At 39.4% G+C, this 11,336-nt stretch carries 2 protein-coding genes and 2 pseudogenes; 1 reads left to right on the top strand and 3 read right to left on the bottom strand.

The features are described 5' to 3' along the window. From QM409_RS10425 to QM409_RS10415, 3 genes and pseudogenes are all read right to left on the bottom strand, one after another. Positions 1-3,214 (bottom strand): annotated as a pseudogene (locus QM409_RS10425) (beta-N-acetylglucosaminidase domain-containing protein); the annotation flags it as partial. Positions 3,215-3,406: 192 nt separating this feature from the next. Continuing rightward, positions 3,407-3,472: pseudogene (locus QM409_RS10420) on the bottom strand (YSIRK-type signal peptide-containing protein); the annotation flags it as partial. 165 nt (positions 3,473-3,637) lie between these two features. Further along, positions 3,638-10,513: an Ig-like domain-containing protein gene (locus QM409_RS10415; protein WP_414305694.1), complete on the bottom strand. Its 6,876-nt coding sequence runs from the start codon at positions 10,511-10,513 to the stop codon at positions 3,638-3,640. 570 nt (positions 10,514-11,083) lie between these two features. Here QM409_RS10415 and QM409_RS10410 point away from each other — a divergent pair. Beyond that, on the top strand, positions 11,084-11,336 hold a 253-nt coding region (locus QM409_RS10410), incomplete at its 3' end, for a transposase (RefSeq protein ID WP_414310505.1).

The raw sequence follows: 11,336 nt of genomic DNA, 5'->3' as shown, positions 1-11,336 counted from the left end.
AGTGCGTTGCGACAGTTCTGTCTGTCAACTGACTAGCTGGCGTCCATTCTTGCGCATTTGCAGAGTACTCTAGACTGAGTACTGGGTTGGTTTGACCTTGTAGCTGGATACTGTTAACTTGATGGATTCGGTCAAGCTTCATACCTAGATAGCTATGAGCAGGAAGTTTAGTTCCAGCTGGAATTTGAAGTTCATAACGACCAAGGCTATCCACTACCGGCGTTTCCTTCAAGGATTCCACGTTGGTGTCTGTTAAGTCAAGATTTGGACTATCGACATCTACTGTAAATTCCGCAATTCTCCACCACTTATTTAAGGTTTGTGTATTGCGAATGCGAACAAAACGAGTTGTAAATTCTTGCACGATATCAGAAGTTCGTTGCCCTGATAAATTTTGAAGCGTTGTCCAATTTGTACCATCTGCAGAATATTCGATGATACCAGATGCTAGTTTGTCTCGTTCCCCTTGCATCAGATGAACTCGTTTTACTTTATGCAGTCCACCTAAGTCCATTTGTACCCAAGCTTGTGCTGGTGTGACATTGGTCTGATCAACATGTGCCATCATGGATTCTGTGTTTTCTCGACCATCTTGCATCTGAACAACACTTGTTCCATATTTGTAAACAAGGTTTGGACTTAAACTAATAGTGCCCCTAACTTTCTCACTACCCAACTCTAGGGGTCTATTTACAGCAATTTCACGCATGGCGAGCCAAGCATTATCCTTCTTAGCTGTTGCTATCATACGAACAGCTTGAGCTGTGATATCGAGGTCATTAAATTCCAGAATACGTTCTCGACCAGTATAAGCAGGGCTCGTTATGGCTACCCATTCTCCATGTTCATTTTGATATTCAACAAGAGCATTACTAAAGGTATAATTATCGGCCGTATTAGTACCCGTAGCGAAACCTAATTTGTGTATTTTAATTGCCTTATTAAAGCGCAAGCCTACATAATCACCTCTCTCAATCACAATGGTTGTTTTGGCAATCACATGTGTATCAAAGTCACCATCTGTGACTTCTTTCAATCCGCCTTCTATTCCAGCACGATTCGTAATAAATGTTGTCACAAATTTATCTGGATTCAACATTGATTGGATGTGCAAGGCTAAGTATTCTTTGAGATTATTGATAAATGGTCGAATATGTTGGACACCAAATTCTGCGTATTCATAATGGTCAACGTAAAAGAAGGCATGTTTAACTGACTGGTCATAATGTTTGACTCCTGCCTGATAATACTCCCACACCTTGGCATCATTATTTTCAGTAAGACCTTCTGTAGCTGTTAGGAAAGCTTCAAGCGCGTTCATTTGATCTACTGTATTATCTAACCAATAGTGAATTTGTTCGATTAATTTCTGATTGCCTTTTTCTTTAAGTAAAAGAGCATTGGCTTTCAAACCAGCAAAAATGTCCCTCAACTCTTTTCTTTCAGAATCCAGATTTTGACCAGATTTGAGTTTGTTATAGAATTCTGTCAATTTTGGAGCCAATTCTACAGACTCTTCTAATTTAGTGACATGGGGAGGTCTATTTTGATTGCGCATGTGTTTTCCGAGTTCTCGAAAAGCCTTTGAAACACTGCTTTCTTCAAAATGATCATTGACTACATAGTTAAAGGCCATATCGTTGATTTGTTCTGCTTCTTCTGCACTTCTCCATTGTTTCCATCCATACTGAGCCATATCAAAAAGTGCCACTTTAGATGCTTCAGATTGTTGCATTGGATTTAACATAATTCCTTGTGCAAGTGATAAATCAACATTTGGATGTAAGAATTTTTCACCACCACCAAGAATTAGGTGGGGTTTTGTATTGTCATTACATGGCCAGTTAATCCAGAACTGAATTGGACGATAAGTCTTACCACCTTCTGTTAAATTTTTCTTTAAGTTCGTTAAGAATGTTTGGTCAACAGCCCCCCAGACCTTTCCACCAGTAAGAGTTAAATGGACATTTTCAGGAAGATGTTCATTCAAGGTCCGAAGTTCAGCTTCAGTTCCTTGCCCCATGTACCAGGCAGGAACAAAAATCATATCTTTACGGAGACCACTGTATGTTGTTTGTTTTTCAGTCAACCAATTTGTGATATCCTTCATCAAGCGAACATAACTATGGTAACCACCAACTGGGCTTGGTGCATCATCTGCAAGCACACCAAATTCACGCACTCCCACGTCCAACAACTGAGTAAACTTAGCCTTTATGGTTGCAAGGTCAGCCTGGTAATGCGCTTCATTACCAAAGCGGATACGGTTGTTCATGAATGGATGGATTGTCCAAACATAACGTGTTTTCGTTTGATTACCGACACGTGCAAGTTCTCGGATTTCAGCCAGTTTTTCTTCTGGGTAAAGTTCACGCCATTTCTTATTGTGGTATGGATCATCTTTTGGTGCGAAATAGTATTGAGTTAACTTCAATTCACTTCCATAACGCATCAATTCTTTACGATTTTCATTAGACCATGGATTTCCATAGTAACCTTCGATGAAACCACGGTTCTTGATTTCAGCGTAATCTTCCACTGTCACATTGCGAAGGACTGGCACTTGACTTTCCTTGAGCATGTGTTTCAAGGTTGTCAAACCATAAAAGACTGCATCTGTGTCTTTTCCGACGATAGAAATTGAGTTATCCTTAATGGTCAGAGCATAAGCATCAATTTTGTCAAAGAGACCTGCTGAAACCTTGGACATATTTTGCTCTGCTTGTGAACCTTGTCCATGCACTCCCAGATAGATATTAGTTGCTCCAGAAACTGCCATTTTACTAGTTTTGTAAGATACTTGATTGTCCTGCAAGACACTCTTCAAGCGATTACGAGTATAGATATCGAGTTGATCTCCCATAACTAGATTGACTTGCTTACGAAGAGCTGTCACTCCTTCTCCATAAGTCACTTTTTGTGGAGTTGGGAAGACCTTGTACTCTTTCTTGAGATAATCTACGCTCTTGCTGGCAGCTGCAATACTGTCTTCGCTAGCTGGTTTACTTGCAGTGAATTGATCTGCCAATTCAACTGTTCCATCACCTGTTTGATCTACTTTTGGAGTTTCAGGTGTAGTTTTAGAGATTTCTTTATCATTTTGTCCTCCACTCATAGTTTCAGACGGCTTTGTTTCATTCTCTGGAATTCCAGGTGCTTCAGCTGGTTTAAGATTATTTGTCGAATCGGTAGAGCCAATCGTTCCTGTAGTTTCTCCATTTCCAACTGTCGAGCTAGTTTCCTTCCCAGCATTTTCTTCCGCTTTCTTCAAAACTGCTGCAAGTTCATCAGGTAACTTTTCCAATGGCTGAGCTTGAGTTATAGTTCTCTCTTTATCTCCCACATTACCTGTTTCTGCAGCCTCTACTAGATTAACACCAAAGATACTGGCACCAATCATAACAGAAGCTACTCCAATAGCGAATTTACGAATACTGTAATGACAACGTTTATTGAAAAAATTTTTATCCATCTTTGTCTTATCTCCTTTCGTCCAAACACGAAAGTAAACGATTCCATTTTTACTAGTAAAGACGGAGAGGCCTAATCGGTCCTCTCCATCTATTCGACTCATTTATCGATGTGATTTTTTATTATCGACCAAGCTATACCAATAGGATAGCATTAGACGCACAAACTAATCCTCTTTTCGTTTTGCAGTTAATAGGGCTGCTGACAAGGCCAAGCTAACACCTGCCAAGAAAATAGCTGTTTCTGACTGTTTTTCACCAGTTTCTGGCAATCTCTTGTCTTCCTTGGCAACTTGAACTGCTGCTTCTACAAAGTTAGCACTGCCTTTGAATTCTGGAACTTCGTTTACTGGCGCAGGCTCCTCACCCTTACTATTTGAAATAGATGGTTTTACTCCTACCTCAATAATACGATCTTGAGCTTTTCTTTGTTCAGAATGAACAAGAGTTCTAGTAGTTCCCGATACTTGAATATAGTCAACTTTCTCTCCAGCTTGTCCTTCAGAAACTACACGACGTTGACCTTGAGCAAGCTCAGGGGTTTCATGAATAACTTCTTTAAACGGAAGTGGAGTCTTTTCAATTTCCAAGCTTGGAGCTTCTGCAACTAAGTTCTTAACGCCTTCTGTCGGTGTTGTTTGGAAGGTAGACTTAAAGTGTAAACGATATTCTTTCACCAGATTTCCATCTTTGGAAACAAGACGAACAAGTGTTGGAAGATTTGTATTTCCATGATCCACTACTGTGACTACTCCATGTCCACTAGTTGTCGCAGTGACTTTTGGTTTAGTTCCCATTGTTGTTAGGGTGTACTCTGTCACATTTGGATCAAAGTTTTCCAATGATTTTCCATCGATCGAAATAGTCGCTGATGGTGTTTCGACTTCTGCTTCCTTGCCTGCAGAGTAGGCTGTAAATTCGACTACTGCTAGCCCGTTAGTAGTAGACTTACGAGTCATTCGAGCACGAATAGCTGTCGTTTGAACTGGATCAAAGTTAAACTCGATTGGTTTACCAGCTACTAATTCTCCAGAAGCTTTGTAAGGAATTGGTGCCCAATTTTCTGCCTTGTTGAATGGATGGTCAGCATTTTCTTCATAACGAGAAATCGTACTTGGTTCTGTAAAGGCAGGACCAATATATCTTTCTAGAACCATTTTCTCTGGGGCATCTGTTCCACTATCTTTAAAGAACTGAATGGCTACTTTTCCAATAGACTGAGGGGCAATTTTACCATCCTTCTTAAAGAGTAGTCCGACAGAAGTTTCTTCATTTTTCGGAGTACGAGACCAGTTTGTCCAACGTCCATCTTCATTGTATTGTCCATCATTGATATAGAAAATTCTATCATGTGAAGCTGCTTGTGTATCGTTCGTTGTCGAAGCAAAGGCTTTAGAATCCGTTTCATTGTTGCTTGGATTTTCTGAGATGGCTTGATTTCCTTTAGCTACAACTGTCATTTGCATGGTAGTTGTTAAATTTGTACCGATGACATGACCGGTAATTTCAAATGTTCCCTCATGCTCTGTCGCATGTTCAGGAATAGCATCCCACTTCACTGCAAGTTTAGCTGTAGTCCAAGTAGTTGAATTTGGATAATAAACGCCTACCTCTGAAGGAAGTTGAAGATTGTCTCCAACATTCAAGATTTTAGCACTATTTTCTGCAGCAAGAGGTTGACTAGTTTCTCTCTCATCATTGCGGAAGATTCTATATTCTTTCAATACCGTACCATCTTCTGCTTTTAAGATGAGACGTGTTGCACCTTTTGGACTGGTTGCCGGAACAACTGTTACCAAACCATTATTGCTAGCGGTTGCAGTGATTTCTTTGCTAGATTGAGGAATATAGTAATAAGTCTTAGATGGATTAAAGTGTTCAAGATCCTTGCCATCTACTTTGATAGAAATCTCTGAACTTGTAGAGCTTAAGACCTTGTTTCCAAGAACAGTTAGCTCTGTGAGACCAACACCTGATGTTCCATCAGCCTTCTTCATGCGCATACGAACAGCATAAGTTTCTACCTTGTCAAAGGTAAAGTGATTCGTTTGAGTTGCAGATAGCTGGCTTGGAGCATGTAAGTTTTCAACTGCCTTCCAGTTGGCTGGATTATTAAATGGATGATTAGTATCACGCTGAGCATTGCTGACATCACTTGGTAAATCTGGAATTTCTTTACCTACATAATATTCAACTACATATTCTTTTGGAAGACCAATTGCTCCATCAGTGTAGAAATCAACCGACAAATTGTTGACAAAACGTTTCGTCAAGTCTCCTGAATTACCAAACAAGATAGAAGCCCAGTCATTATCAGTATTTGTTCTCCAAGTAGTCCATCTATTTTTAGCATCTGATGGCGTTCTTGATACAGTCAAGTCGTTCAAGGAATTAGCTGAGTCATCTCCTCCTGTATTGGATACAATGGCAGCTGGCAATTGCGAACCTGTCCATTGTTTAGAGATATTATTTCCAGCAACAACTTGACTAGACACTCGAACATGAGCTTTAGTGGTCAGATTGCTATCAACTAAACGACCATTGATTTCATAGACCCCTTCAGTTTGACTAAAGTTGGCTAGAACCTGATCCCAAACTACATCTTTATAGATAGTTGTTCCATTAGAATGGTAAGCACGAACATTAGCTGGCAATTGAACTGTCTCACCCTTAGGAAGAGTAAGGCTGATTTCCTCTGCAACTTGTAGGCCTTCAACTGTCACCGTTGCTTGAGCTTCAATGTCTGTGCCTTCTACATGTCCTTTAAGCGTAAAGCTATGATAATGCCCCAACTCTTTTTCGTCTACCTTGTCCCAAGTTACAGACACTTTGCGTGGCAAGCCCTTATCAAATTCTGCTCCAACTTCTTTAGGTAGATTCGGTTGCTGATTAATGTCTGTAGAAATAGATACAGGATGCAGTTTCACAATCTTCTTGCTGACTTTATTTTCTTTAATCACCACTTCAGTGGTTACAGATTCTGTTTTCTCTGTTTGATTATCGATTCGAGGTGTCAAAGTCACTCTTCCCTTAGTATAGAGCAATAGATTCTGACCATTCACCTCAAGATGCCCACCATCAGATGATTTAGCTTCTAAATGAATATCTGATGCTGAAAATTCTGTTTGTGAACCATCCTCATAACGACCAATGACGTGATAAGTTAAGACCTGATCTTCAGTAGCAGTTTCTTTTCCTTCCACAACTACTTCCAAACGTTTCAAGGCAGGAGCTTCCTTCACAAACTGAATTAGGTAAGTTTGAACCAAGTCACCCTTTTGGTCACTCAAGAAAACCGAAGCCTGATAACCATTATCAGCAGAAGCTTGCTGAACAGTTACTTGATAACCAGTAGTCTGAGCTCCAACACTTGGAATTGTTCCAGTGTAAGGAAGAGATACACGATAATAAGTCTTGCCAGACTCGAAGTTCTCAAGATCTTTATCCCCAACAGTAAGTCCTGTAATGCTACTTGTTGTTTCCTTACTGCTTGCGATAAAGGTTGCAGTTACTTCACGATCGTCATCTACCAATTTACCAGTAGCCTCCGTACGTCCCCCTTCCTTGTTCAAAGCAGCAGGATCTTTCAAGGTCCAAGAAACAACATCAGTATCAATCAAGCTACCATCTGTCAGAACAGCTGTGACCGTTTTATCCAAATCAGCTGCAGTTGTACCAACTGGTACTGTAGCAACTTTTGGTAACCATCTATCTAAGGCAATCACTTTTACAAGTGCCTCAGCTTTGCTTTCCAAACCTTCTACACGTCCAGATACTTTTTTCTCACCTGCACTTGTAAGCAAGTCAGCTGGCACGTCCCATGTTACAGTCTTTTCCTCAACACTGCCATCACTATAAATAGCTGTTACTGTCTGAGGTAATACAGGATTTGTCGTCACATCAGTTGTTGCTTTTACAGGAGCAAAGGCTACAAAGTGACGGTTTTCTTTCTTACCAGACACCGTTGCAACCGTTGCGCTATCAGACGTTAATCCAGCAGAATCTGCATAAAGAGTAAATTTACCTTCTTTTTCTGTTGATTTTACAATGACAACCCCTTTACCATTGAAAGCACGTCTTTGCCATGTTCCATCTGCTTGAGCTTTGTAACGCTCACGGCTAGCTTGCTCTCCATTATCCACACCAACAATCTGTCCCTGACCATGAAGATTGAAATGAACAAGATTGTTAGCTGTCGGAACAACATTCCCTTCGCCATCAACAATTTCGTAATGGATATAAGATAAATCTTTACCATCTGCTGTGATAACATGCTCTTCTTTAGTCAGACGAACTCTTGCTGGTTCCCCTGCAGTTGTCACACTATCACGCGCAATTTCGTCACCATTTTCATCTCGAGCAATCGCAGTCAGTGTACCTGGTTGGTATTTTACAAGCCACTCAAGATACAATTCACTTGGTTTAGCCCCCTCATGATATGGACGTCCATCTTCTGTCCTTTTCTTAGTAAATTCCTTTTTACCAAGCGACTCACCATTCAAGAACAATTCGACACTTGCAGCATTTGAGAAGGTACGAACTGGAACCTTTCCATCGACCAGCATCTTGCGATCCTTGAGTGTCTCTTCAGTCCAGTTCCAATGTGGTAAAATGCGAACAGTTGGCTTTTCTTTAGCACTATACCATTCACTACGGTAAAGGTAAAAATCATTCTTCGGTAAACCAGCCGTATCGATGATACCAAAGTAAGAACTTTTTACAGGTGTATTATCTTGGTTATGCCATGGAGTTGGTTCACCGATATAGTCAATTCCTGTCCAGATAAATTGTCCAGCATATCCAGCATGATCACGGTCAAAAGTCCATGATTCAGTAGCTGTTCTTCCCCATCCAACACGGTCATTACCATAGTCAGATTGTTCATAGTGACGATTCGGACGGTTATCATGTCCAAGGATTTGAGTAGGATTGTAATAAGAATCACGCGTTCTAGTAGCTGAAGAAGTTTCAGAACCATAGATGAGCCAGTCTGGATGAGCTCTACGAACAGCATCATAATTGCGCTCTCCATAGTTCATACCGACAGCATCCATGACTTCTGCAACTTTTAAGAAATCACCTGTCGCTGCACGACTAAATTTATTTTCACCCATAGTGACATAACGTTCAGTATCAATTGCCTTAATAATAGCCTTCAGACGTTTAGCTGTCTCGATAGAACGAGGACTACCATTTGCCTCTTCCACCTCATTTCCAAGAGACCACATGACGATAGACGGATTGTTCTTATCACGTTCTACCATTGTTCTAAGATCAAAATCAGACCACTTCTCACCCTTCTTAGCTTCAGGATGGGTTGCATCTTGATCAAAGAACCGTCCATAGTCGTAAGTCTTCTTGCCACCATACCAAGTATCAAAAGCTTCCTCTTGAACCAAAAGACCTAAACTAGCTGCAGCATCAAGCAACTGAGGACTCGCTGGATTGTGGGTTGTTCGAATAGAGTTAACCCCCATATCTTTCAAGAGTTTTAATTTACGATAGGTAGCCTTATAATTTTCTTCTGCCCCTAAGGCTCCATTGTCATGGTGAATACTTACTCCGTGGAATTTCATGCGTTCACCATTCAGAGAGAAACCATCCTTAGCAGTCCAATTGAAATAACGGTAACCAAATGTATCTTCTGTTACATCAACTAGTTGACCTTCTTTATAAACCTTTGTTTTCAGCACATACAGTTGAGGATGATAACTTTTTGTCGTCCAAAGAGTTGGTTTATTAACTAGGATTGTTTGTCTGAAATCTGCAACTTCATTTTCTGCTAAATTCTTCGTTTCAGAGCGAACTAATTCTGATACAACCTTGCCTTCCTTAGTAAAGATTTGTTGTTCCACAAAGACTTTAGCAGCCTTCTTATCCGTATTTTTAATCTTACTTTGAACCTGTGTTTCAACATTCCCTTCTTTTTGCTCAGCAAGTTTTGGAGTAGTGATATGATTACCATTTTCGGCAACATGGACTTTATCACGATAACTAAGAGTTACATCACGATAAATCCCACTTCCTGAATACCAACGACTACTTGGTTGCTTATTGGTCACTTGAACAGTAATTGAATTTTCACTACCATCCTTGTTTAAAAATTCTGTGATATCATATGAAAAATGATTATAGCCACTTGGATAATGTCCTACAAATTTACCATTTACATAGACCTTTGAATCCATGTAAACCCCATCAAAATTAATACGAACATCCTTATTCTTGTCTACTTCATTTAATGTGAAAGTCTTACGATACCAAGCTGTTCCACCATTTAACTGACCACCTTCATTACGCGCGGGAGATTTGTGATCAAAGTCAAAATAAATACTCCAATCATGAGGAAGATTCAATTTAGACCAATCATGAACATCCACATCTTTTTTTGAAAAATCGCCTTGGGCATTTAGTTTAAAATACCAATCTTTATTAAAATCTTGTTTTCGCTCAGATAATAGCTGTTTTTCCTTTTCAACTTCAGCTTTGTTTGACTCTCCAGACAGTGCTTGCGATTTTTCAGAAGAAGGTTTGATCTCTGTGTCTGCTTTCACTTGGTTCTTTTCAGAAGTTTTTTTAGAATCCTCTTTTACTTCTGTTCCAGCTGTTACTGCAGATTCAACAGGCTTTGGATTTGCCTCTTCAGATTTCTGTTTGTCCTCAGTTTTGGTTCCTTCTTCTACTTTATTTGGAGTTTCCACTTTAGGACTAGCCAATTCATGACTACCATCGTTAGCAGGTCTAGTAGGTTCTGTATCCTTAGTCACTTTATCTTCTGTCGACTCAGCTTTGGGTTTTACAAACTCACGCCCACCATTCTCATCAGCCTTTGCGATAGCAGCTGCCACATCATCGGGAAGCTTATCTAAAGGCTGAGGTTGATGAACAGTTGTTTCTTCTGTTTGAGTATTGGATGAAGCCACCTCCTCAGCTTGTACAGCTGAAATACCAAATATACTAGCCCCAATCATTACAGATGCCGCACCTATTGCAAATTTACGAATGCTATAATGACAACGTTTATCAAAAAGTCTTTTGTTCATTAAAATCCTCATTTCTTTCTCTTGATACAAAGTAAGCGTTTGCTTTTTAAAAAATAACCTCCTTCTGAATACACAAACAAGTACCAAGTTCGATAATATATTTTATATATTGAATATATCAAAACACGCCTGAAATTGCAATCATTTTCCATCATTTTAACCTAATAAAATGGTATATAATAAAAGTTCATTCAAAAGAAATAGGTGCAATGAAAGTACCTTTCTGTTCTAGACTCTTTCCAATACAACTTTCATTCCATTAATAGCATTTTCATACTTCAAATTTATAGTTTATGGACTCATATCATTATAGACTGCGTTCATTTGCATACACTACGTAAAAAGATCCTGGGACAAAAAGATTTTGATTTTAGGAATTATTTATTATAAATTTTAAAAATCGATATATTATACAAAAAAGCGAACAAAACAGAATTCTGAGTATCAGATAACTCGTTTTGTTCGCTTTTTGTATTTAAGGTTAGACTTTTGTCCCAGACTCTTTTTGCATGGTTGCGATAGTCTTGGTAAAATAGAATTGCCCAATAAACCATTCAGAAAGTCTATCCCATGCATATTCACTATAACACAAATCAAACAACTTTACCACAAGAAATCAGTTCTTTCTTACCACAAGACCATCTCGTCTTTACTATTGAAAAAGTGGTGAATACCTTGGAGGATTGTCACTTCCATGCCTTCTATCATGCCTTTGGTCGCCCGTCTTATCACCCTAAAATGCTTATAGCTACTCTTCTATTTGCCTATTCACAAGGGATTTTCTCTGGTCGAAAAATTGAAAAAATGATGATTGAAAATCTCG

Source organism: Streptococcus mitis, assembly GCF_047465045.1.
GTDB classification, from domain to species: domain Bacteria; phylum Bacillota; class Bacilli; order Lactobacillales; family Streptococcaceae; genus Streptococcus; species Streptococcus mitis_DT.
Note: the sequence above shows the minus strand (reverse complement) of the source record. Positions and strands in the feature narration are given on the sequence as shown.

Excerpts from the sequence above, each read along its gene's own strand:
- QM409_RS10415 (WP_414305694.1), bottom strand. The coding sequence starts at position 10,513 with ATGAACAAAAGACTTTTTGATAAACGTTGTCATTATAGCATTCGTAAA.